Here is a 24,675-nt window from a genome sequence, read left to right as displayed (position 1 = left end):
CAGTAATTGTCATTTACCTTAGCCCGATGAAAGCTTTGCACCAACTGCCCGCGCCTGCCGCTAGTTCGCGTAAGCCGCGTTTGGCGCGGCGGCTGTTGCTGCTGGCCCTGGTGCTGGGCGCGGCCCCGGCAGTAGCGCAGCGGGCCCGGCACAAGCACGAGGCGCCGGCCCCTACCCCCCTCGCGCCGGCCATGGCCGACACGGTGCGCCAGGTAGTGGAGCTGCCCGCCGCCACTATCGACTCGCTGGCCGTGGAGCCGCTAACGGAACCGGCCGTAGACTCAGCCCGCCTGGTGTGGCTGCAAACGCCCGCCACGCTCTACGAAATGGTGGGCGACCGCATGGGTTGCATCGAAACCGCCGCGCCGCACCAGTTCAACGCGGCGGTGCTGGCCTACGTGCGGCTGTTTACGGAGCGGCAGCGCGGCTACACACAGCGGGTGCTGGAGCGCGAGCAGTTTTACTTTCCAATTTTTGAGAAATACCTGACGCAGTACAACTTGCCGATTGAGTTGAAGTACCTGTCAGTGGTAGAATCGGCGCTGATACCTACGGCTAAGTCGCCGGTGGGTGCGGTGGGCTTGTGGCAGTTTATGCCGCCCACGGCCAGTGACCTGCGCCTGAAGCGCGACGAATGGGTGGATGAGCGCATGCACCCCGACAAGGCGACTGAGGCCGCCTGCAAGCACCTGCGTTACCTCTACGGCGAGTTTCACGACTGGGAACTGGTGCTGGCTGCCTACAACTGGGGCGCGGGCAACATGCGCCGCGTGATGCGCAAAACGGGCAAGAAGAGCTTTTGGGACCTCTACCCCCACCTGCCCGCCGAAACGCGCAACTACGTGCCCACCTTCACGGCCATCATGTATGCCATGAAGTATGCGCCCGAGCACAGCCTCAACGACCCCAACCTGCGCTACCAGGCCTACGAGCCGCTCGACACGCTGGGGGTGCGCGGCCAGGCCCTGGACCTGCGCCGCCTGAGCCGCGCTCTGGGCTACACCGACTCGCTGGCCATGAACCGTTACAACCCAGAGGTGCGCCACGGCAGCCTGCCCGCCGGCTATCGGCCCTACGTGCTGCGCTATCCCGTGGCGGCCCGCGAGCACCTGGGCGATGTGGACCGCGCCACGCTGCTGGCCTACTGCCAGCCGCTGGCTGACTTGCCGCAGCCCTTGCCGCCCCACTTGGCCCAGCTGGGAGGGGTAGCGCCGTGGTCTACGCGCAATGAGCTGGCTGCTACCAGCGGCCCCCGGGTCGAAAGTGCGGAGCGGGCCCCACGCTACCGCCGCGTGCACTATACCGTGCGCCGGGGCCAGACGGTGGCCAGCATAGCCGAAAAATTTGACGTGAGCCCGGCCCAGGTGCGCCGCTGGAATGAGCTGCCCAAGCACATGACGGCTCTCAAAACCGGCCGCGAGCTGGTGGTATTAGTGGCCCTACCCCCCGCCGCCGCACCGATAGCGCCGGTAGTGGCCGCAACGGCACTGCCAGTGCTGGTTCAGCGCCACGCGGCGGCGGCTGATAGCGCCACTCAGGCCTTGGCAGCGGCTAACCTGCGCTACGCCCGTGAGGCTCAGGCCACTGCCCAGCGCGAAGCCGCGCAAGTACAGGAGCTGCTACGCGTGCAGAAACAGCAGGCTGCCCGCATAGCGGCACAGCAGCGGCAGGCCATTTTCCGGGCAGCGGCACTGGTGAAGGCGGCCGCTACGGAGAAAGCCCAGCAGCAAGCGGCAGCCCTGGCCACCCGTACCGAAACCGCAGATGCTGCGCCTGAGCAAGTAGCCGAAACCGATAGCGTGGCCGCTACCCCTGTTCGGCATCGTCATGCTAAAGCATTGGCTACCAATGGCCCGCGCGAAACGACGGAGGAAGCAGCCGGGGCCAAGGCCCCCAGCCTACCCCCTACCCCAGCGATGGAGGTGTACACGGTGCGCGCCGGCGACAACCTGACCAAGCTGGCCCGCACCCACGGCGCAACGGTGGCCCAGGTGCAGGCCTGGAACCAGCTTTCGACCGAAACGGTGGCAGCGGGCCAGAAGCTACGCTTTGGCGGGCCGGTGCCCGATGCGGTAGCCGTGCGCTCTACCCCCCGCCCGGCGCGCGAAGCGCGGCCCGAGCCCAATTTCAGCACCCACACTGTGCAGCCGGGCGACACGCTCTACAATATTTCGCGGCGCTTTAAGGTGAGCGTGCAGGAGCTGCGCCGGCTCAATCACCTGAAATCGGATGATGTGAAGCTAGGCCAGAAGCTGGTAGTGCAGGTGGGGTAGGGCGAGGGCTGGCCAAGGTAGCGGACGAGCTTTATTCATACTTTATCACGAAAGAGACTGCGAAAAAGAACGTCATTCCGGGCTTGCCGGGAAATCTTGCAGGCGTCGTTCAACGGCCCGAGCGAGATTCCCCGGCAAGCTCGGAATGACGTTCTTTTTCGCGGCTTACTCGATGAAGACGAATTTTAGCCGGAACTTGCGGCCTCGCTCTAGAGACCCTTTGCCCATTCCCATGCTCAAAATCAACAAACAAGACGCCCTCGCCTACCACGAGCAGCTGCCCCACGGCAAGATTGAAGTGGTGCCCACCAAGCCTGTGAGCACCCAGCTCGACTTGGCGCTGGCCTACTCGCCGGGCGTGGCCGAGCCGTGCATGGCCATCGCGGCCAACCCCGACGACGTGTACCGCTACACCGCCAAGGGCAACCTGGTGGCCGTGATTAGCAACGGCACGGCAGTGCTGGGCCTGGGCAACATCGGCCCCGCCGCCAGCAAGCCGGTGATGGAGGGTAAGGGCGTGTTATTCAAGAAGTTTGCGGGTATTGACTGCTTCGATATTGAGATTGACGCCACCGACCCCGACGAGTTTATTCGCATCGTGAAGGCGCTGGAGCCCACGTTTGGCGGCATCAACCTGGAGGATATTAAGGCGCCGGAGTGCTTCCGCATCGAGACGGAATTACGGGAGAAGATGAACATTCCGCTGATGCACGACGACCAGCACGGCACGGCTATTATCACGGCGGCAGCGCTGCTCAATGCCCTAGAAATCGTGGGCAAGCGCATCGAGGATATTCAGCTGGTGGTGAGTGGCGCGGGCGCGGCGGCCGTGTCGTGCATCCGGCTGTACCTGGCGCTGGGCCTGAACAAGGAGAACCTGGTAGTTTTTGATAAAGACGGCGTTATCAACCCAGCGCGCACCAACCTGGCCGACATGCAGATGCAGTTTGCCACCACGCGCCCGGTTACTACCCTGGCCGAAGCGCTGCAAGGCGCCGACGTGTTTCTGGGCCTGTCGGCGGCCAACGTGCTGCCCGCCGGGCTGCTGCTGAGCATGGCCAACGACCCCATCGTATTCGCGCTGGCCAATCCCAACCCCGAAATTGAGTACGAGCTGGCGATGGGTACCCGGCCCGACCTCATCATGGCCACTGGCCGCTCAGACCACCCCAACCAGGTGAACAACGTGCTGGGCTTCCCCTATATTTTCCGGGGAGCTTTGGACGTGCGAGCCACCGAAATCAACGAAGCGATGAAGCTGGCCGCCGTGCGCGCCCTGGCTGAGCTGAGCAAGGAGCCGGTGCCCGACATGGTGAACAATGCCTACGGCGACAACACGCTGGCCTTTGGGCGCACGTACCTCATTCCCAAGCCGCTGGACCCGCGCCTCATCACGGCCATCAGCCCGGCCGTGGCGCGGGCGGCGATGGAGAGCGGGGTAGCGCGCCTCCCCATCACCGACTGGGCCGCCTACGACGACCAGCTGCGCCAGCGCCTGGGCCTCGACCAGAAGCTGATGAACCGCATCACGTCGGCAGCCCGCGCCAACCCGCGCCGGGTGGTGTTTGCCGAGGCCGATAACTACAAGGTGCTCAAGGCCGCGCAGCTAGTGCGCGAGGAAGGCATTGCCTACCCTATCCTGCTGGGCCCGCTGGCCAAGATTCAGGCCATTGCCCAGGAGAATAACCTCGACCTGGAGGGCTGTGAAATCCTGGATATTCTGAAGGATGACGAGCAGCGCAACGCCTACGCCGAGCTGCTGTATCAGAAGCGCCAGCGCCGGGGCATCACCCTCTACGAGGGCAAGCGCTTGCTGCGCGAGCGCAACTACTACGCGGCTATGATGGTGGAAACCGGGGCCGCCGACGCCTGCATCACGGGCCTCACCAAAGACTACGGCCGGAGCCTGATTCCGTCGCTGCAGGTAATTGGGCCGGCTGAAGGCGTGAAGCGGGTGTCGTCGATGTACATTATTCAGCACAAGCGCGGGCCGTTTTTCTTCGCCGACACGACCGTGAACATCGACCCCACGGCCGAGGAGATGGTCGAGATTATTGGCCTCACGGCCAATGCCGTGCGCTTTTTTGATACTGAGCCGCGGGTGGCCGTTATCAGCTACTCCAACTTTGGCTCGCCCAGCGTGGGCACGCTGCCCGATAAAACCCGCCGCGCCACCGAGCTGGCCAAAGCCCGCTACCCCGACCTGCTCCTCGACGGCGAAATGCAGGCCAACGTGGCCCTGAGCCCCCAGCTGCTGCAAGAAAACTACGGCTTCTCGCCGCTAGCCGAGCAAGGTGCCAACACCCTGATTTTCCCCAACGTAGAGTCGGGCAACATCGCCTACAAGGTGATGCAGGAAATCGGCGGGGCCGAGGTAATCGGGCCGGTGCTGATGGGTATGCGCAAGCCGGTGCACATTTTGCAGCTCGGCGCCAGCGTGCGCGACATCGTGAACATGACCGCCATCGCGGTGGTCGATGCCCAGCGCGACGGCAAGGCGCTGTAGCGAGGTCCTTACCCCCCTGACTTCGATTGAAAAGGGGTTGTTGGCCACGCCAGCCACGCAAAAAGGGAGCGGGTCGCTTGTTTAAAGGACAAGCGGCCCGCTCCCTTTTTATGCCGCAGCTTGGGCGAAACCGGTTACCCGACTTGATTGGTGGTAGTGGCCGGCGGGGCGGGGGTTTCACTAGGCAGCAGGGGGGTAGGAAGCTAGGGGTTGGCCGCCTGCGGGCCGCCAGCCAGGGTAAGGACGAGCGCGGCGGCGAGCGCAAATGGCTGCCGGATGAAAAAAGTTAGGTGCCGGCTTTACGCAGCTACGCCCCGCTGAGGCCGAAAAAGGCCGTGCGGCAAAGCAAAAGGGCTTTTCAGTTGAGCGGGGATGAAGTAGATTTGAAGTAGCAAGCAAACCCGCCCACAGTAAATTTTTAGTGCTTGCGCCGTTTTTATGATTGCTTACCTCGACGGTAAACTCGCCTACAAAGACCCTACCCAAGCTATTATCGACACGGGGGGGGTAGGCTACGAAGTGAAGATTTCGCTGGCGACTTATTCCAAGCTGCCCGGCGAAAATGACAAAGTGAAGGTGTATACCTACCAGCACGTGAAGGAAGATGGGCAAACGCTCTACGGCTTCCTGGACCCCAGTGAGAAGGCGCTGTTTCTGCACCTCATCTCGGTGTCGGGCATTGGGCCGGGCACGGGCATCAACATGGTGAGCAGCATGGGGGTAGGCGAAATCCGCCAGGCCATCGTGAACGAGGATGTGCGGGCTATCCAGAGTATTAAGGGGGTAGGGCCCAAAACGGCGGCCCGCGTAATCCTCGACCTGCGCGACAAGCTGCGCAAGGACGAGCTACTGGCCAAAGCCGGCGTCGATACCGTACCGCTGGCGCGCCAGCACAATACGCAGCGCCAGGAGGCGTTGCAGGCTCTAGTAATGCTAGGCTTTGCCCGGGCCGCCGCGGAGAAGAATCTGGACCAGATTCAGCAGAAGCACGGCCAGGAGCTAAGCGTAGAGGAACTGATTAAGTACGCGTTGAAGTCGCACTAGGCTTTTGTCATTGCGAGCGCAACGAAGTGGAGCGCGGCAATCTCTCCTGGTCGTTCGCTTCATTGGGGTTAGTGACCCTGGCGTAAAGGAAAGATTGCCGCGCTCCACTTCGTTGCGCTCGCAATGACAAACGGCGCGCACTAGCAACCGGCGCGCAACCAAAATCCACCAGAATTCACTCTTATGCTGGCAGCCGTTTAGTGGCTGCCGCACCTGCTATCTGCTTGAAGCCTCTACTGTCCGTTGGTTCTAAATTTACCTGGCCGGGCGCGCTGCTCACGGCAGCCATATCGGCGTCGGTGCTGCTGGCGGCCGCGTGGGCGCCGGCCGGCGCTACAGGCCGCCGCTACCCGGCTGCGTGGTCTACGTGGGTGAGCCGGCTAGGGTTGCCGATGCAGAGCCTGCCGAGCCAGACCGTGCCCGGCGACACGGGCAAGTACCAGCCCAGCCGCCGGCCGCGCCTGCGCACCGTGCGCGACCGCCAGGGCAGCCGCTTTTCGCCGCGCGGGCGGCGCTCGCCGCTCATCCTACCCCTGCCCAAAAGCGTGAAGCTGGAAGTGACGGCCGACGACAGTCTCAAAAACTACAGCGTGCGCGAAACGGTAGGCGGCCAGATTGACTACCGCGACCCTACCATTATCTCGCAGGAAGAGCTGCTGAAGTTCCAGGAGCGGCAGGCCATCAACGACTACTACCGGCAGAAGGCGATGGGCGGCGTGGCCGGCGCCCCGGCCGCGCCCGGCAGCGCACAGGCCCAGCGCCTGATTCCCAAAATCTACCTGGGGCCCATTGCCGACCGCATTTTTGGCGGCTCGTACATTGATATTCGGCCCGCGGGCTCGCTCACGTTCAAGCTCGGGGCCAAGTACAACGTGAACCGCAACCCCGCGCTCACGTTGCGCCAGCAGAGCGTGGGCGACTTCATTTTTGACCAGAACATGAACCTGAGCCTGAGCGGCCAGGTCGGCACCAAGCTCAAGCTCACGTTCAACTACGACACCAAGGCGGCGTTCGACTTCGACAACCAGATGAAGTTTGACTACGCCGGGCAACCCACTGACATCCTGCGCAAGCTGGACCTGGGCAACGTGAGCATGCCCCTGAACAACTCGCTGATAACGGGCGGCTCTAACCTCTTTGGCATCAAGACGCAGCTGCAGTTTGGGCGGCTCGGGGTGACGGCGGTGGCCGCTACCCTGCGCGGCTCGCAGGACGAGGTGCGGGTGACCAACGGCGCGCAGAGCCGCACGTTTGAGTTGAAGTCGAGCCAGTACGAGAAGGACCGGCACTTTTTTCTGGAGCAGTTTTTTCGGGATAAGTACGACCAGGCGCTGCGCGGGCTCCCCACGGTGCAGAGCGGCTTCGAGATTCGGCGCCTCGAAGTGTGGGTGACCAACGACAACCGCACCACCGACAACCTGCGCAACGTGGTGGCCCTTATGGACATTGGCGAGCCGCGCCTGGCGCGCATTTACCGGCCGCAGTTTTACAACGATGCCAGCGCCGCCACGGCAACTACGCCGGCCCGCAACCAGGCTAACTACGTTTACCAAACCCTGACCGCCCCCGGCAGCACCCGCGACAACTTGCAGGTGGAAACGTTTTTGAGCAACCTGACGACGCCCCGCGGCCCGGTATCGCTGATTAAAGGCCTGGACTACGAGCGGATGCGGGCCCGCAAGCTCTCGCCCACCGAGTACACCTTCAATGCCCAGCTCGGCTACGTGAACCTGAACACGGCCCTGCTGCCCGACCAGGTGCTGGCCGTGAGCTACGAGTACCTCTACAACGGCAAGCCCTTCATAGTGGGCGAAACCCAGACCGAGTACGGCAGCAACGCCAACCAGAGCGACGTTATCTACCTGAAGATGCTGAAGGCCACCAACCCCGGCGTGGGGGTAGTGACTGACCCGAACGTGAACCCGGACAACCCGAACCTGCTGACCGGCAACACGCCCACCTGGGACTTGATGATGAAAAACATCTATCCCCTGAATACGTCGCAGATTAATCGCGACAACTTTCAGCTCCAGATTATTTACAAAGACGACATCACGGGCGTGGACCTGATTTCGCTGAAGGAGGGGCAGAATGTTCGGAACATCCCGCTGATTCAGGTGCTGGGCCTTGACCGGGTGAATGCCAACAATGACCGCAACGCCGACGGCAACTTCGACTACTTTCCCGGCATCACCATTGACCCCGAGCTGGGTAAGATTATCTTCCCCAGCATCCAGCCGTTTGGCACGTATCTGCAAAACCAGTTTGCGCCCACCGAGCAGGCGCTGGTGCAGAAATACGTGTACCAGGAGCTCTACAACCAGACCCAGAGCGACGCCCAACAGATACAAACCAAGGACAAGTTTTACCTGCGGGGCCGCTACCAGGGCACCAGCACCGACGAAATCAGCCTGCCCGGCATTGGGGTAGCGCAGGGCTCGGTGCGGGTCTATTCGGGCTCGACGCTGCTGACGGAGGGGGTAGACTACCAGGTATTCTACGACCAGGCTAAGGTCAAGATTCTGAACCCGGCCTACCTCAACTCAGCCAATGAGTTGCGGGTGGCTTTTGAGAAAAACGCCTTGGTGCAGGTGCAGCCGCGCAAGCTGCTGGGCGCCCGCTTCGACTATGCCCTGAGCAAGGACGTGCTGCTGGGCGCCACGGCCATGCACATCCTGGAAAACCAGGCGCCTGGTATCAACCGGGTGAATATCGGCGACGAGCCGGCCAACAATACCATCCTGGGGGCCGACGTGAGCCTGCGCAAGGAAAGCCGGGTGCTGACCAAGCTGGTAGACCGCCTACCCTTCCTCTCGACCAAGGAAACCTCGACCATTGCCTTTAGTGGCGAGGTGGCCAAGCTCATTGCGGGGCAGGCGCAGCTGGGGCGCGGCGAAAACGGCGTGAGCTACCTCGACGACTTTGAGAACGCGCGCACGCCCTACACGCTGGGCGGGCTGGCCGCCATTCCGGCCTGGCGCCTGGCCGCTACCCCGAGTCCCATTGTGGGCAGCGGCATCAACGGCCTGGCCAATGGCTACCAGCGCGCCAAGCTGGCCTGGTACACCGTGGACCAGAGCTACTACACGGGCGGCCCCAACGTGCCGGCCAGCATTTCGGCCCAAACGCTGCTCAACCACTACGTGCGGGGTATTCCGCGCAACGAAGTATTCCCGAACAAGGACCTAGGCGCGACGGGCAACGGCTACGAGTACACGTTTGATATGGCGTACTTCCCGAACGAGCGCGGGCCGTATAACTACACGCCTAACATTCAGCCGGGGGGTAAGTTCTTTTCGCCAGCGGCGGGCCTGCCCGATAATAAGTTTGGCGGTATTTCGCGGGGAATTACGTTTGATACGGACTTCGATAACGCCAACGTGGAGTACCTGGAGTTTTGGCTGATGGACCCTTTCTTGGCCGTGACGAACCCCAACGCGCCCGCCGCGCGGGTGAATATTACCGACCAGGACGGCAACGACCAGCCCACCACCAAGGGCGGCGACTTGTATATCAACCTGGGCAACATCAGCGAAGACGTGCTGCGCGACCAGGGCCAGCACGAGTTTGAGAACGGCCTGCCCGTGCCGGGTAACCCGGACAATACGCAGCCCACCCCTTTCGGCCGCGTAACCACCGAGCAGTTTTTGACCGACGCCTTCAACGCTACCCCCGGTGCGCGGGCCAGCCAGGATATTGGCCTCGACGGCCTGGCCAATGCGGATGAGAAGGCATTTTTCAATCCAGCCAACTCGCCCGGCATTAACCCGGTGTACAGCACACTGGATGACCCTTCTAACGACGACTTCCGCCACCACCTCGACCCGAACTACGACGCGGCCAACACCCAGATTCTGGGCCGCTACAAGAACTACGACAACTACGAGAACAACTCGCCTGAGAACTCGCAGCTCAGTTCCACGGCCTACCCCGACAAGGAGGACCTGAACCGCGACAACACGATTCAGACCACCGAGCAGTACTTCGAGTACAAGATTTCGCTTCAGCCGGGCCAGCTGGCGGTAGGCGGCAACAGCTACATCACCGATAAAATAACGAACACTATTAGGGCCAACGGAGCCGCTACCGGCGAAGTGGTGACGTGGTACCAGTTTCGGGTGCCCATTCGCCAGCCTTCGCGCACCGAGGGGAACATTACTAACTTCAAGAATATCCGCTTCCTGCGGATGTACATGACCAACTGGCAGCAGCCGGTGGTGCTGCGCATGGTGCAGCCGCAGTTTGTGGCTAACCAGTGGCGCCGCTTCGCAAGCGTTATCGCCGACCCCAAGGCCGGGCCTACCGTAGGCACGGTTACCGATGCCGACGCCTTTAATATCTCAACGGTGAGCGTGGAGGAAAACGGCCCTTCGGCGACCAGCCCTAGCACTACCGGCGCTATCCCGTACATCGTGCCGCCGAACATTACCCGCGACATTGAGTATGGCTCCACGGCCGTATCGCGCCAGCAGAACGAGCAGAGCCTGCGCCTGGCCGTGACGCGCCTGCGCGACGGCTACGCTAAGGCTGCCTACAAAAACCTCAGCACTAACCTACTGCGTTACAAGCGCCTGCGCATGTACCTGCACGCCGAGGCCAACAGCACCGACGCCGTGGCCGACGGCGACGTGCGCGCCTTCCTGCGCATTGGTACCGACTACACCCAAAACTACTACGAGTATTCCCTACCCCTCCAGATTACGCGGGCCGGGTCCACGGCCCAGCTCGAAGTGTGGCCCGAGGCCAACAACGTAGATGTGGCGTTTCAGGACTTCATTGATGCCAAGGCGGCCCGCAACCTGGACCTCGTGAATGGGGTGCCCGGCGTGGGCTACAATATTCCCTACCCCTACACCAAGCCGGGGTCGAAGGGGACGATTATTATTTTGGGCAACCCTGACTTTTCGCAGGTGCAGGGCTGCATGATTGGGGTGCTGAACCCGGCCACGGCCCCGGCCGATGCCAGCGACAAGAGCGTGACGATGTGGGCCGACGAGTTTCGGGTGTTTGACTTCGACAGCCAGGGTGGCTGGGCGGCCAACGCCCGCCTAAACGTGAAGCTGGCCGACCTGGCCAACATCACGGCCACGGGCTCGTTTATCGGCGTGGGCTTTGGCGGGCTGGAGGACAAGGCCCAGCAGCGCTCAACCAGCGACGTGCTGCGCGGCGACCTCAACGCCACGGTGGCCGCCGAGAAGTTCCTACCCCCCCAAACCCACCTGAAGGTGCCGGTGCTGGTACAGCTGGGCCGCCAGACCATCACGCCCCAGTACGACCCACTTGACCCCGATACCAAGCTGAGCCAGAGCCTGCTGAAATTTCAGAACAACCCCGGCGCGGCGGCCGAGTACCAGAAGCTGGTGGTGGACCGCACCACCACGCGCAGCATTTCGGTACTGAACATGCGCAAGGAGCGCGGCCCGACCCAGACCAAACCCCACCCCTGGGACATTGAGAACGTGGCCGTGAGCTACGCCATCACTGAGCGCCTGCATACCGATATCAACACGGCCCGCGACTACACGCAGTCGTACACGGCCGCGGTGGCCTACGTGTACCAGACCACCCCGCGCAACTACACGCCGCTGGCCAGCTGGAAGGCGCTGGACAATCCGTATCTCAAGATTTTCCAACAGATTAACTTCACACCGCTGCCCTCGCGCTTCTCGTTCCGCACCGACCTCGACCGGCGCTACAACGAGCGCTTTTTGCAGCGCGTGACCGAGCCGGGCAGTCTGCCCACCCAGGCGGGCATTGCGGGCGTGTTCTATAAGTCGTTCTACGTCAATCGCATTTATGACCTGAAGTGGGACATCACCAAGGCGCTCATCTTCGACTACACCGCCACCAACCGCGGCGTGATTGACGAGGGCCTGGGCCAGAGCATTGGCAACAGCGACCAGGCCATCTCGAACCGGGCCGAGCAGTGGAACAACCTCAAGCGCGGCGGCCGCACCACCAACTTCAACCAGACGGCGGCCGTTACCTACCGCCTGCCGCTGGATAAATTCCCGCTCACCGACTGGATTTCGGCCGATGCCCGCTACTCGGCGCACTACACCTGGCAGGCGGCTTCTACGGCTCTTTCCATTCCGTACCCGGTGGTGCCCGGCGACACCATTCTGCGCCTGGGCAATACCATTCAGAACAACGCTGAGCTGAGCGCCAACGGCAAGATTGACCTGGTGAAGCTCTATAACAAGGTCAGGTTTCTGAACATCATCAACAACGCGCCGCCCGCCACCCCGCCCCGGCCGGCCCCGGCCGACCCCAACAGCCCTACCCCCCTCGGACGGCCCCAGCCCATCGCGCCCGACACCGCCAAGAAGGACCCCTTGCGCTTGGTGAAGGCGGTGCTCCGGGCCGTAATGACGGCCCGCGCTATCAACTTTACCTACGCCCGCTCTAACGGTACGCTGCTGCCGGGCTACCTACCCAATACCAATTTTTTCGGCTTGCAGCGCGAGTCGCTGGCACCGGGCCTGCCGTTTATTCTGGGCAAGCAGTATGATGTGATAGGCGATACGCTGTCGGCCAATAACCTGTATGGCGTGGCAAGCCGGCACGGTTGGTACACTTCCCAGAGCCAGTACCTGAACACGCCGCTCTCCAACATTCTCACCGAAAACCTAACGGCCCGCACTACCTTGGAGCCGTTCCGGGGCTTCAACATTCAGCTCGACTTGCGGCGCCAAAAAGTGCGCAACAACGAGGCGTACTACCGCCGGGCCATCGACACGACCCAGCAGGTTTATCGCGACTACGGTACGCTGGCTGGGGGCTCGGGCCTGGCGCCCGTGCAGGCACTGGGCACGGGCTCGTACAGCGCCACGACCATTACCATCAACACGCTGTTTGGCGACCTGAGCGCCAACGGCGAAACCAGCAAGGCCTTCGAGCGCTTCGTACAGAACCGGCGCTTCGTGCAGCAGCAGTTGCAGGCAGTTAATCCCGTTTCCCTTACCCCGCAGATTGTGACCACGCCGGCCACGTCTACTACCCCCCAGATTCAGACTGCCCAAACGGTAGGCCTCTACAGCTACAACTCGCAGGACGTGCTGATTCAGAGCTTCCTGGATGCCTACCACGGCAAGTCGTCGGATGGCTACGTGGCGGAGAAATTCAACCCATTCGGCGTGATTCCGCTGCCCAACTGGACAATCCAGTACAACGGCTTTTCGGATTTGCCGGCTATTCGAGCTGTCTTCCGCTCGTTTACCATCAACCACGCCTACTCCTCGCTTTATACGATGGGCGGCTACACCACCTCGACGCAGTATGCTGCCGAACCCGAGTTTGGCCGCACCAATAATCCCTTCCCCTACGTGCTGAACACGACCGGGCAGTACGTGCCGTACTACGTTATCGGGCAGGTGAGCATCGTGGAAAGCCTGGCGCCTTTTATCGGCGTTAACTTCCAGACCGTGAACAACGTGACCGGCCGGGTGCAGTACAATACCGCCCGCGCCGTGGCCCTGAACGTGACCAACGCCCAGGTAACCGAGCTGCACACCACCGAGCTGATTATCGGCCTTGGCTACGCCGCTACCGGCCTCAAGCTGCCCTTCCGGGTGGGCGGCGAGCAGCGCACGCTCAAGAACAATCTTACGGCTCGCCTCGACCTGAGCATTCGCGACAACGCGACTATTCAGCGCAGCATTTTAAACTCGGTTGACCCCGTGCCGGCCGCAGTAGGCACAGGCGGGGTACTAAGCACGGCGGCTGTCGCCGGCGACCCCGGCATCGCTACCAGCCAGATTACCAACGGCTCGCTGCAGGTGCAGCTGCGCCCCACCATCGATTATTTGCTCAACGCCCGCCTCAACCTCCAATTTTATTTCACCCAAACCATCACGCAGCCGCGCGTAAGCAATGCCTTCCGCAACGCCACTACCGAGGGGGGCATTCAGCTGCGCTACAGCTTGCAGTAGCCAGTGCAGGAGAAGCTTTAGCTTGCCATGCTTACTAGCCGGGCGCGCCGCCGTATTTTTGCCCTACTTCCTCACCACGGCAAGCTAAAGCTTACCCTACCCCCCTTACCGCATGAATATCCCCGGCACCCTGCACTACACCAAAGACCACGAATGGCTGAGCGTGGACGGCGATACGGCCACCATCGGCATTACCGACCACGCGCAGCGCGAGCTGGGCGACATCGTATACGTGGACATCGATACCGTTGACAAGGAGATTGCCCAGCACGATGTGTTTGGCACGGTAGAGGCCGTAAAAACCGTTTCGGACCTGTTTAGCCCCATCAGCGGCACGGTACTGGAAGTGAATACCAAGCTCGCCGACGCCCCCGAAACCGTCAACTCCGACCCCTACGGCGAGGGCTGGCTTATCAAGATGAAGATTAAGGACCAGGGCGAAATCGCCGGCCTGCTCGCCGCCGCCGCCTACGGCGAACTGATTGGCGAGTAATCCGCCTGGCCGCCGCCCACTGCTTTTTCTCGTACACCGCCTACCCCCCACCCAACGTCATGCTTCGCTTTGTGCGGCATGACGTTGTTTTTTTTGCGACCTATGAAAATTTCTGCTCACCGAGTCTACGGGTTTCTCACCCTGCTGTGGATAGCCATTATGCTGCTGCTCACGCTTACCCCAGCCCAGGAAATGCCCATCACCCCCGCTTGGAAGCTCGTTTCGTTCGACACGGCGGCCCACGCGGGGGTATTTGCGGTGCTGGCCGGCCTTAGCTGGCTGTGGCTGCGCGGGCGGCGCGGCCAGTCGGGCGGCCGCGCGGCGGGCTTGGTGCTACTGAGCTGCGTGGCGTTTGGCGCCCTCATCGAGGTGCTACAATATGTGATGCACCAAGGCCGCCACGCCGAATGGAGCGACCTGCTGAGCGACACCATTGGGGCCGGCCTGGTGCTGCTGCTTCCGTTATTGAAACGGCAGCAGCCCGCGGCCCTGGCCGTGGGCGCGCTGCTGCTGGCCCTACCCCTCCACGCGCAGCCAACGGCGCCCGACCTGGCCCGCGCCCGCCGCACCATTGAGGTGCTAGCCTCCCCCGCCATGCGCGGCCGCGGCTACGTGCAGCAAGGCGAGCACCGGGCCGCCGCCTACCTGCGCGGCCGCCTGCACAAGCTGGGCTTGCAGCCGCTGGCGCCCGATTACACCCAGCCGTTCGCGCTGGATGTGAACACGTTTCCGGGAAAGATGAAGTTGCAATCTAATAACAGTCCTTTGTTCCAACCATTTCAGCCTCTGATGCAACCAGGGGTGGAATTTATTGCCGCGCCCAACTCCGGCCCAATGCGTAATGGTCTTGCAAAGCCATCGCCACTTGATTCGCTAGTATTTTTCAATCCCGACACGGCCCGCGCCTGGCAACACCGCCACATAGGCGTGTTGGTGCTAACCAGCCGCCAGCAGGCTAGGTTATCTAAGTTGCCAGCCTTGCTCCAGCAGCACCTGGATTCAGCGTTTGCCTGGATTACGCTAGTACCCAAGCTAACGGCCTCGCTGGCTGCCACCCAGGCCCGACAGCCGCGCTTGGAAGTACTGGCTAGCAGCTGGCACCCTAATAATCTAATACACTTATCGGTAGACGCCCAACTCCGGCGCGCCTACCCCACCCAAAACCTCGCGGCCGTAGTACGTGGCAGCGCCCAGCCCGATAGCTTTCTGGTAATATCGGCGCACTACGACCACCTGGGCATGATGGGCAGCAAAACCTATTTCCCCGGCGCCAACGACAACGCCAGCGGCGTGGCGCTGCTGCTGGAGTTGGCCGCCCACTATGCCCGGCCCGAAAACCGGCCCGCTTATTCGGTCGCGTTTCTGCTCTTTGGGGCCGAGGAGGCGGGGTTGGTGGGTTCCAGCTATTTCGTGCAGCACCCGCTGGTGCCCCTACCCCGCATAAAATTTCTGCTTAACCTCGACCTGCTGGGCACTGGCGAAGAGGGCGCTACCGTCGTCAACGGCCGTGTATACGAAGCGGCTTTTCGCCAGCTCACGGCGCTCAACGACGCCCACCGCTACCTGCCGCGCCTCACGGCCCGCGGCCCGGCCGCCAACTCCGACCACTTTCCGTTTTCGGAAGCCGGGGTACCGGCTTTTTTTATGTACACCCGCGGCGGCAGCCTCGCCTACCACGATGTGAACGACCGGCCGGCTGCGCTGTCGCTTGCGGGCTTTGCCGGGGCCTACGGCCTGGCCCGCGACTTTCTGGATGCCCAAGGCGCCCGGCCAGCCCCAATAAAAAACCCCAGCCGATAATCGGCCGGGGCTTCACGCGTAAAATAATCTTATAGGTAAAAATATACTAACGCTTTAATTCAACCTGCGCCTGCCTGCTTCCGCAGTGTAGCGTGGCCATTCATAACCTATTCGTCACAAATAATCGTTCACGCTGGATGGCTTTGGCTGCTAGCTATTTGCTTTCAGCGAGGCCATAATCTTTTTGGCCAGGGGCTCCCACTCAGGCTTCTGGCGGTCGGCGCAGTTGAAGGTGCAGATGAGCAGCTTGCCCTGCACGTCGGTGAAAAACACGAGCGTGTATACCTCGTGGCCCATTTCCGGCTTCATGTATTCGATAAAGCCCACTTTGCGGTTGCTTACTTCCTTCACGCCTTCGCTGAAGAAAGTGGCTTGCTTGTACTGCTTGTGATAGGCCTTGGCAAAGTTGGTTTCGTACACTTCCACCATGTCCTGGTCGGCCTCGTTGTCAGAGTAGTTGAAGGCCAGTGACACGAGGTTGTTGTTCGTGAATACTACGCTCGGGCGGCTGCTGGCATGAGCGTAGGTGAAGTCCATCTGCTGCTCAGTCATCACTTCGAAGCCTTTGGGAATGAGCACTTCTACGCGCTCACTCAGCACATGCTTCTTTATCAACTCAATCTCAGCGGCCGGGCGGGCGGCCATCAGCATGCTTGCAAAGCAAGTGAGCAATGAAAGTACTAATGTCTTCATAAGAGTATGATAAAAATGGTAAAGAAATTTTGTTTGCTAGTGCCTTCTGGGCAACTAAGTTACACCAAGAATCCAGATTTAATTTAACTGGGGCAGTTTCAGGAAAGAGTAGCTAAGGGGCCGTTTTGATTACAGCATTACTTACTCATCTTATTGAAAAACAAGAAAATAACAATCGCTTATTAAAGAATAAATTAATAAATTTTATACGTTTCATGCTGATTAAGCTTCTTGCTTTTATTAGAAGATTACAGTTTATGCGCGGAAAGATGCAGCGATTTTTATTAAAAACCTTACGAGGCCAACTTGCACTTTGGATTTGCTTAGAGAATATTATTGAGTTGTTCTTTGATTTTTTCCAACTCTTCTTTCATGCCTATTACCAGATGCTGCACGGTAGCATCATTTGCTTTTGACCCTATCGTATTGATTTCCCGGCCTATCTCCTGGGCAAGGAAGCCCAGCTTCTTGCCCACGGCCTCGTCGGGCTGCCGGCTAGCCAGCTCAAAATAGTCGAGGTGGGCGGCCAGGCGCACCTTCTCTTCGGCGATATCGAGCTTCTCGATATAATACAGGACTTCCTGCTCGAAGCGAGTGGCATTGAACTGCTCGTGCTGCATCAGCTCGGCCAGGTGGGCGGCCAGGCGCTGGCGCACGTTGGCTACCCGCTGCGGGTCGTGCAGCTCGATGGCGGCCAGCTGCTGCCGGATGGTGGCCACGTAGCTAAGAATTTCCTGTTGCAGGGTTTGGCCCTCATCTTGGCGAAACTGCTGCATGGCGGCCAGCGCTTCGGTGAGCAGCGGCTGCAGCTCGGCCCAAGTGGGCTCGTCGGCGCCGGCATCGGCTTGGGCAGCTTGGGCGGCTTCGGAGGGGGTAGGCACTACGCCGGGCAGGCGCAGGGCAGCCAGCAGCGTTTCTTCGCCCACGGGCAGGCCCAGGCTTTGAGCGGTCCGCTGCAGCTCGTGAAAGGCCGCTTTGAGCGCCACGAGGTTGATGGCCGGCGCGGTGGCGGTACTGGCCGGGCGGTTGAAATCGAGGTTAAAATTGACCTTGCCGCGCAGCAGAGCTTTGGTGATTTGCTGGCGAATTTCCAGCTCGTGGGCTTGCAGGAAGCGGGGAAGGCGCAGCGTGAGGTCGAGGGTTTTGGAATTGAGTGAGCGTAGCTCGGCGGTAGCGGCGTAGCGGTCAGTTTCGCGGTGGGCCTGGCCGAAGCCGGTCATGGAAAGTAGCATGGGTACCAAGGGGCTAGCTGAGCCAGCCGGAAGAAGTATAACAAAGAAATGCGTGCCGAACCGCCCAAACGGTCACATTCGCCCGGTGCTACCCCCCACCCGATGAGTAGGTGGTAGCACTAGGCGAATGCTACACCGCACGCTAGTGAAGCGAGGGTGCGGCGGGCAGCCAAAAGTAACGGTAAACGCCGGCCTGGCCGGCGCGCATGGGCCGGGCCGGGGGCTGTATGGGGGGTAGGCCGCGACGGCTTAGTAAGGGGCTGGCTACCTGGTGGCTGGTGCGGGCAACGGGCCGCGTGTATGCACCGCAATATTACGCCAGTGTTACGCCATTTATTGATTACCAACGATTTGATAACCCAGGACCTGACGAGCACATGAAGAAGCCGGGGGACCTTTGCGGCAGCATTGGTTTAACCCCCTTTCTATGCGCACCCTTACTTTGAGCCGGACTGCTTCGCGGCTGGCAATTTTGTTTATCCTGCTGCTATTGGCCAAGCTGGCCTCGGCGCAGGTCACGACCTCCGCCCTCAGCGGCAAGGTTATTTCAGATAAGAAAGAAGACCTGATTGGCGTGACGGTGGTAGCCACCCACGTGCCCACCGGCAGCAAGCGCGGCACCGCTACCGAGCCCGACGGCCGCTTCACGATTCCGAACCTGGCTCCCGGCGGACCTTACACCGTGACGGTGACCTACGTGGGCTACAAGGAGCAGGTAATCACCAATGTATTTCTGACCCTGGGCAACACCACGCGCCTCAACTTTGAGCTGGCGGCCGAAGCCCAGGCCCTGAACGAAGTAGTGGTGGTGGGCAGCACCCAGGCCACAAAAACCGGCGCGGGCACCAACGTGGGCCGTGAGCAATTGCAGCAGCTGCCCACCATTTCGCGCAGCATCCAGGACTTTACCCGCCTCGACCCGCGCAACTCGAACAACTCGTTTGCGGGCAGCTCATTTCGCTACAACAACATTACCCTCGATGGCGCCGTGAACAACGACGCCATTGGCTTCTCGCCCTCGCTGGGTGGGCAGGGTGGCACCAGCGGCCTGCCCGGCGGCTCGGCCCGCTCGAACCCAATTTCGCTCGATGCCATCCAGGAAATTCAGGCCTCGGTGGCGCCGTATGATGTGAAGCTGGGCAACTTCACGGGCGGCTCGATAAACGCCGTGACGCGCTCGGGCACCAACGACTTCCACGGCTCTATCTACGGCTACGGCCGCAACCAGAGCATCACGGGCAAGAGTATCGACGGCAATGGCACCAAAATCGGCTCGTCGTACCACGACTACCAGACGGGCTTCCGCCTGGGTGGGCCCATTATTCAGAACAAGCTGTTTTTCTTCGTGAACGGCGAGATTGCCCGGCGCACCGAGCCGCAGTTCTACGGCGCTGGCCAGCCCGGCTCGCCCGTGACGACGGACCTGGCCCAGCAAATTGCGGCCAAGCTCAACAGCTACACGACCAAGACGAACGGCGTGCTCGGCACCGCCAGCTACAACGTGGGCGACTACGGCGACTATAACATCTACGCCAACAGCAACAAGATTTTTGGCCGCCTCGACTGGAACCTGAACGACAAGACGAGCATTGCGCTGCGCCACAACTTCATTAAGGCCGAAGCGACCAACCTGGAGCGCTCGGGCAGCTTGTTTAAGTTTGGCTCGCAAGACTTTACGCAGAACAACATCCAGAATTCGACGGTGCTGGAAGTGAAGTCGAACTTCTCGAACCAGCTGGCCAACAACCTGATTCTGGGCTACACCAACATTCACGACTACCGCAACCTGATTGGCGGGCAGAGCAACCTGTTTCCGGCGGTGCAGATTAACAACGTGAGCACCGACGCTTCCAAGGCGTACGGGGGGGGTAGCAACCAGATTTTGCTCGGCTCGGACCGCGAGGCCAGCATTTTTAACACCCGCCAGAAGACGTTTGAGCTGACCGACAACTTCACGTTCTACACTGGCTCGCACGCCCTGACGGTGGGCACGCACAACGAGTTTTACCACATCGACTACGGCTTCATCAACTCCTGGAACGGCCGCATCGAGTACAACAGCCCCAGTGACTTTTTGAACGACCTGCCGAGCCGTATTCGCGGTACGTACAACAAGACCGACAACTCGTATGACTACAACTACAACAACCCGTCGGCGGCGTTTAACATCAACTTCTACAGCGCCTACTTGCAGGATGAGTGGAACGTGACGGACCGCCTGAAAATTACGCCCGGTATTCGCATCGACATTGCCTCCCTACCCACCAAGCCGGCCCTGAACTCGGACCTGGTGAATACCGGCGCCATTACGACCAATGGGGTAACCACCACTAACGACCAGCGCACCCTGAACCAGACCTATACCCACACGGCCTGGCAGGACCTCAACAACGGCTACCTCGGCAAGCCACAGATATCGCCCCGGCTGGGCTTCAACTACGACGTGAACGGTAATGGTTCGGTAGTGGTGCGCGGCGGCTCGGGCATCTTCACGGGCCGGGTACCGTTTGCCTGGTTTGGCTACGCCTACTACAACAACGGCGTGAATTTCAACTCGGTAGACTTGAACAGTATTCAGACTACCCCCGCCACCGCCGGCAAATACTACCTCAACCAGAACCCCAACAACATCTACGCCCAGCTGCCAGCCGCAAACCAGAGCACGACGGAGGTGAACCTGATTGACAACAACTTCAAGATGCCGCAGGTGTGGCGCTCGAACCTGGCCTTGGACGTGAAGCTGGCCTCGGGTACCCGCTTCTCGGTGGAGGGCTTGTACACGAAAACTATCGAGGACGTGAAGTTTGAGAACATCAACCTGGCCGATAACGTGACCTACTTCAACGGCGGCCCGCAGCTCAACCCTACCGGCTCGAACGGCCCTAACCTGAGCCCCCGCTACGTGGCCTCGCCCTACGGCGGCACCAAAGTGAACCCCGGCTTCTCGAACGCCTTCTTCCTGACCAACACGCACCAGGGCTACCGCTACCAGCTGACTGGCTCGGTGGGCCAGACGGTGGCGAACCTGCTCGACGTGAGCGCCGCCTACACCTACGGCAAGAGCTACGACATCAGCAACGGTATCCGCAACTCGCCGCAGAGCAACTGGGAGCTGAACCCGGCCCTGAACGTGAACGACCCCGGCCTGGCCTACTCCAACTTCGACCTGCGCCACCGCGTGGTAGCCAGCATCAACCTGCACAAGTCGACCAACGACGGACGCTTCACGGGCTACCTGACCTCGGTGCTGACTTACGCCAGCGGCTCGCCCTTCACCTGGGTATATAACAACAACTTCCTGGGCAATGGGCAGCAGAACGTGCAGCTGGCCTACATCCCCGGCTCGACTACTGACATCGTGCTCGTGTCGCGCGCCAGCAGCGCGGCCCCGTACGTGGCCGAAAACAACGGCCCGCAGTACGCCGCCCTCAACAGCTTTATCAGCAACGACCCGTACCTGAACACCCGCCGCGGCCAGTATGCCGAGCGCAACGGTGCCCGCACGCCCTGGAACAACCAGGCCGACGTGCGCCTGATGGTAGAAGCCAAGCTCGGCAAGCTCACGCCCAACGAGGCAGGCGTGACGCCTACCGGCCACAGCATCCAGATTTCGTTTGACATCGTGAACTTCGGCAACTTTGTCAACAAAAACTGGGGCCGCCAGTACTTCGTGCCCAACACGTTTAACTCGACGCTGGGCTCCGGCCTCACGCAGGTGGCCTTCGCCGATGCCAACGGCAACGTGTCGAGCACTTACTCGGCTACGTTCAACCGCCCGGCCTTCACCTTCAGCAACCCCGCCACTTACTCCATCGACCAGCTGGCCTCGCGCTGGCAGGGGCAGCTAGGCGTGCGCTACTTATTTTAGGCTGACGCCAGATTTTGCATCCCGCTTCGTAAAGCCCGCCCTACCCAGGGCGGGCTTTACTTTTGGTAGTTGAAGGCAGTTTTCCACACAATAGCCTCCACTTATCCACAAGCTGCCGGCACCCCGTGAGAATCCTGCACCTGCCCAAGTGGTACCCACACCGCTACGACGACCAGGATGGCGACTTTGTGGCGCGGCACGTGGCGGCTATCGCGGCGCACGGGGGGGTAGGCGGCGGGCCGGTGCAGTCGGCGGTGGTATTTGCGGCCGTGGCGCGCGGCCCGCTCCCTACCCTCCTGGCCGAGGACCACGACTTGGTCGGCCCCGTGCCCACCTGGCGCTACTACTACCGCGCCCGCCCTACCGGCCTACTCCCCCTCGACAAGCTGCTGAAGCTGGGGCTGTGGCTAGAGTGCCAGCGCCGCGGGCTGCGGGCTGTGCGGCGGCACTGGGCCGGCGCGCGGCCCAGCGTGGTGCACGCGCACGTGCTGTTTCGGCCGGCCGCGCTGGCTTGGTGGCTGAGGCTGTGGCACGGCATTCCCTATTTGATAACGGAGAACTGGACCGCCTTTCAGCCCGGCAATGTGGAGCGGCTGGGCCGGCTGCGGCGCTGGCTGGCGGGCTTTCTGGTGCGGCAGGCGGCGGCCTACACGCCGGTGTCGGATGACCTGCGCCGGGCGCTGGCGGCGCTGGGCGGCGTGAATGCCCACACGGTAATTATTCCTAATGTGGTCGATACCGAGCTGTTTCACCCGCCCGCCACCGCGGCCACTCGCTACGGCTTGCTCAACGTGGCGGCTTTCAACGAGAAGGCCAAGAACCTGAGCGGCCTGCTGCGTGCCGTGGCCCACTTGCGGGCCACCGCCCCCACCCTACCCGGCCTGCACCTGCGCATTGCCGGCTACGGCCCGGCCGAGGCCCAAATGCACCAACTAGCCGCCGCCCTGGGCCTGCTGGCCGATGACACGGTAGAGTTTTTGGGCAAGCTCACTTCGGCCCAGGTAGCCGCCGAGATGCGCCGGGCCAGCTGCTTCGTGCTGTTTTCCAATTATGAAAACCTGCCTTGCGTGCTCATTGAGGCCCAGGCCAGTAGCCTACCCGCCGTGGCTACCCGCGTGAATGGCGTGCCCGAGCTCTTACTGCCTGACGGCCAGGCCGGCCTGCTGGTGCCGCCCGCCGACGAAGCCGCCCTGGCCGAGGCCCTGCGCGCCGTACTCACGGCCCCGGCGGGCCACTTCGATGCGGCGGCGCTCCGGGCGCGGGCCGTGGCCGAATTCAGCTATCCGGCGGTGGGCCGGGCCTTCGGGGCGGTCTATGCCCGTATTTTGGGGCAATGAATGCGCTCCGCTCTTTACTCGAAACGGCCGTTGGCCTGGTGGTGCTGCTGGGGCTGGCGCGCTGGGCACTGGCCTTTTTTGGCAAGAAATCTACCGTTTATCTCCCTACCCCGGCCCGGCAGCTGGCGCTGCTCACGTGGCCGCTCCTCACGGTGGGCACGGCGCTGGCCGCCGCCGGCCCCGGTCTGCTAGCCCCTACCGCCGTGGAGCGCGGCCTGGCCTGGGCACTGCTGCTGGCAGTGCTGGCGCTGGCGGCTCCGGCGCTGCTATTGCACCTGCGCTACTACACCCTCAACGCGGCTACCACGCTCATTTTTGACCCCACCGGCGGCCACCTGCAAGTGGCCCTTGATGACATATTGGCCTACGACCCCGCCCGCCAGGGCTGGCCCGGCCCCGCACCCGTAGAGTGGAGTCGCTGCCGCTGGCCAGGCGTGTTTTGGCGGCGCTATGAGTACCTACGCCTACCCCTGCCCCAGGGCGACATCCTGCTCACCAGCCTCGTGCTGAGCGACATGCAGCCGCTGGTGCGCTACCTGCGCCACTTCGGCGTGGTGGTGCAGGAGCGGCGCCGCATCTGGGCGTGGACGTAAGTAATGAGCAATGAACAGTGAGCAATGAACAATTGATTGCTCACTGTTCATTACCCACTGCTCACTGCTCACTATTCGTTACTCATTACTTATTGCTCACTGTTAACTACCTATGATGTTGCACTACCTCGACCAAGGCGACCCGGCGGCTACGCCGCTGGTGATTCTACACGGCCTGTTTGGCACCCTCGATAACTGGCAAACCCTGGCCCGGCGCTGGGCCGACGAGGCCGGCCTGCGCGTGGTTAGCGCCGATTTGCGCAACCACGGGCGCTCGTTTCACGCGCCCGAACACAGCTATGCCCTCATGGCGCAAGACGTGGCCGACCTGCTCGACCACTTGGCCCTCGACCCTGCCCGCCTCACGGTGCTGGGCCACAGCATGGGCGGCAAGGTGGCCATGACGCTGGCCCTGGCTTACCCCCAGCGCCTGGCCCAGCTTGTGGTGGTGGACATTGCGCCGCGCTTTTCCAACATGGAGCATCAGGAAGACATCGTGGCCGGCCTGCAAGCCGTGAACCTCGACACCATCCAGAGCCGCCAGCAGGCCGAGGCGGCGCTGCTACCCCACATTCCGCAGGTAGGCGTGCGGCAATTTTTGCTCAAAAACCTGTACCGGCGTGAGGACAACTCCTTTGCCTGGCGTATCAACCTGCCGGGGCTGGTGGCCCGCCTGGCCGACGTGGGCGAGGAAATAACGTCGGCTCAGCCTTTCCTGAAGCCGACACTCTTCGTGCGCGGCGGCAAGTCGGACTACATCACGGCCGATGATAAGCTGCACAGCATCCCGGCGCTGTTTCCCAATTCGCAGGTCGTGACCGTGCCTGACGCCGGCCACTGGCTGCACGCCGAAAAGCCGGAGGAAGTGTTTGGGCTAGTGAAGAACTTCGTGGGCCAACTCTGAA

At 61.7% G+C, this 24,675-nt stretch carries 12 protein-coding genes; 10 read left to right on the top strand and 2 right to left on the bottom strand.

Going from position 1 to position 24,675, the window contains the following annotated elements:
- Positions 1-26: 26 nt before the first annotated feature.
- The 6 genes from E4631_RS01705 (at position 27) to E4631_RS01680 (ending at position 16,047) form a co-directional block, all read left to right on the top strand.
- Positions 27-2,273: a lytic transglycosylase domain-containing protein gene (locus tag E4631_RS01705; protein ID WP_133658367.1), complete on the top strand. Its 2,247-nt coding sequence runs from the start codon at positions 27-29 to the stop codon at positions 2,271-2,273.
- 232 nt (positions 2,274-2,505) lie between these two features.
- Positions 2,506-4,779 carry an NADP-dependent malic enzyme gene (locus E4631_RS01700; RefSeq protein WP_133658366.1) on the top strand — a complete coding sequence of 758 codons (2,274 nt, stop codon included), beginning with the start codon at positions 2,506-2,508 and terminating at the stop codon, positions 4,777-4,779.
- 438 nt (positions 4,780-5,217) lie between these two features.
- A complete protein-coding gene (gene ruvA, locus E4631_RS01695) occupies positions 5,218-5,823 on the top strand; it encodes a Holliday junction branch migration protein RuvA (RefSeq protein WP_133658365.1) in 606 nt (201 codons plus the stop codon).
- A gap of 224 nt (positions 5,824-6,047) precedes the next feature.
- Positions 6,048-13,754 (top strand): cell surface protein SprA, encoded by a 7,707-nt coding sequence (sprA, locus tag E4631_RS01690; protein WP_240734593.1) that lies wholly within the window; start codon positions 6,048-6,050, stop codon positions 13,752-13,754.
- Between the two features lie 112 nt (positions 13,755-13,866).
- On the top strand, positions 13,867-14,247 hold the full coding sequence (gcvH, locus tag E4631_RS01685) for a glycine cleavage system protein GcvH (protein ID WP_133658364.1): 381 nt from the start codon (positions 13,867-13,869) through the stop codon (positions 14,245-14,247).
- Between the two features lie 102 nt (positions 14,248-14,349).
- The gene (locus E4631_RS01680) at positions 14,350-16,047 is read left to right on the top strand and encodes a VanZ family protein (protein ID WP_166648144.1); all 1,698 of its coding nucleotides are present in this window, start codon (positions 14,350-14,352) and stop codon (positions 16,045-16,047) included.
- A 150-nt stretch (positions 16,048-16,197) separates the two neighbouring features.
- Here E4631_RS01680 and E4631_RS01675 read toward each other — a convergent pair whose 3' ends face one another.
- Together E4631_RS01675 and E4631_RS01670 are read right to left on the bottom strand one after the other, a co-directional pair.
- Complete coding sequence (locus tag E4631_RS01675) at positions 16,198-16,740, bottom strand: hypothetical protein (RefSeq protein WP_133658362.1); 543 nt, start codon at positions 16,738-16,740, stop codon at positions 16,198-16,200.
- 323 nt (positions 16,741-17,063) lie between these two features.
- Positions 17,064-17,972 carry a YicC/YloC family endoribonuclease gene (locus tag E4631_RS01670; protein WP_133658361.1) on the bottom strand — a complete coding sequence of 303 codons (909 nt, stop codon included), beginning with the start codon at positions 17,970-17,972 and terminating at the stop codon, positions 17,064-17,066.
- 427 nt (positions 17,973-18,399) lie between these two features.
- On the opposite strand from E4631_RS01670, the gene E4631_RS01665 reads away from it, so the two are divergent.
- The 4 genes from E4631_RS01665 (at position 18,400) to E4631_RS01650 (ending at position 24,674) form a co-directional block, all read left to right on the top strand.
- Positions 18,400-21,840: a TonB-dependent receptor gene (locus E4631_RS01665; RefSeq protein ID WP_133658360.1), complete on the top strand. Its 3,441-nt coding sequence runs from the start codon at positions 18,400-18,402 to the stop codon at positions 21,838-21,840.
- Positions 21,841-21,965: 125 nt separating this feature from the next.
- Positions 21,966-23,177 carry a glycosyltransferase gene (locus E4631_RS01660; RefSeq protein WP_166648143.1) on the top strand — a complete coding sequence of 404 codons (1,212 nt, stop codon included), beginning with the start codon at positions 21,966-21,968 and terminating at the stop codon, positions 23,175-23,177.
- A complete protein-coding gene (locus tag E4631_RS01655) occupies positions 23,174-23,770 on the top strand; it encodes a hypothetical protein (RefSeq protein ID WP_133658358.1) in 597 nt (198 codons plus the stop codon). The genes E4631_RS01660 and E4631_RS01655 overlap by 4 nt, the downstream gene beginning before the upstream one ends.
- Before the next feature lie 112 nt (positions 23,771-23,882).
- The gene (locus E4631_RS01650; protein WP_133658357.1) at positions 23,883-24,674 is read left to right on the top strand and encodes an alpha/beta fold hydrolase; all 792 of its coding nucleotides are present in this window, start codon (positions 23,883-23,885) and stop codon (positions 24,672-24,674) included.
- Position 24,675 lies beyond the last annotated feature (1 nt).

The sequence above is a fragment of the Hymenobacter sp. UV11 genome (assembly GCF_004684095.1).
Taxonomy (GTDB): Bacteria; Bacteroidota; Bacteroidia; order Cytophagales; family Hymenobacteraceae; genus Hymenobacter.
The sequence above is the reverse complement of the archived record's forward strand: the minus strand, read 5'-3'. Positions and strand labels throughout refer to the sequence as shown.